The 995-nt window shown below is 49.2% G+C and carries 1 pseudogene; it reads left to right on the top strand.

The window, feature by feature from the left end:
• Positions 1-309: 309 nt before the first annotated feature.
• Positions 310-995 (top strand): annotated as a pseudogene (locus tag A3849_RS34145) (transposase); the annotation flags it as partial.

Raw genomic sequence — 995 nt, 5'->3', positions numbered from 1 at the left:
TATAAAAAGCCATGAAATGGCTGCTGGGACAGCCCTTTATTTTGGAGTAGGGTCAACGTGAGCCCTCGGGTGGACGCTCCGCGAACGGACCGTTGTTCCAATCGCTGTTGTCCCCAGATTTTATTTATTCTCCTTCGCGGTGAAAATCCGGGGACAAAGGCGACCGCTATCGCTTTTCCACAATCGTTCCGTCCTCTCCGCTGTTTAAGCGGGAAATGGGGTCTACAATCTTTAAAAAAAGCAAAAAAAAGAAACCATCCTTTGGTAAAATGGAGTTACCACACAACCATTTCACAGGAGAGGTTTCTTTTGTACATTCAATATACCATGGACCAACTTTGCTTGCCAATGGATCTGGAAGAAGATATTCCAGAACATCACCTCGTTCGTATCGTCAATGCCGCCGTTAACCGGCTGGACGACGGCATTTTTGACGCGGCCTACCCAGGTGGTGGCCGTGACAGCTACCATCCTAAAATGCTGACCAAAGTCATTATTTACGCCTACACGCAGCGCATCTATTCCTCTCGCCAAATCGCCAAATCCATTTGGGAGAACATCCCCTTCATGTGGCTGGCCGGGGCAGCGACCCGACTTCCGCACGCTAAATCGCTTCCGTTCCCAGCGAATGAAGAATGTCCTTGAGACGGTATTTACCGCCGTGCTTCAGTTTCTGGCTGACGAAAAATACGTTTCCCTGGAGCATTACTTTGTGGACGGAACCAAAATCGAGGCCAATGCCAATCGCTACACGTTTGTTTGGGGGAAAGCCGTCAGTAAACACAAAGTCAAACTGCAGGATAAGGTGCATGCCCTGTTCGCTGCCATTGAAACGGCAGAAGAACAGGAAGAACAAGAGAATTCAGGCAAAGACCTGGCTGAACTCGGCACAGATTCCGAAGTGAGCAGCGTGAAACTTGAACAGGTGGTGCAAAAGCTCGAAGCTCAGCTGGCCCAAAAACCGAAAGACAAGCCCTTAAAAAAGGCTGTTCGGA

Source organism: Paenibacillus sp. P46E, from assembly GCF_001909095.1.
Lineage (GTDB): Bacteria > Bacillota > Bacilli > Paenibacillales > Paenibacillaceae > Paenibacillus_AQ > Paenibacillus_AQ helianthi.
The sequence above is the reverse complement of the archived record's forward strand: the minus strand, read 5'-3'. Positions and strand labels throughout refer to the sequence as shown.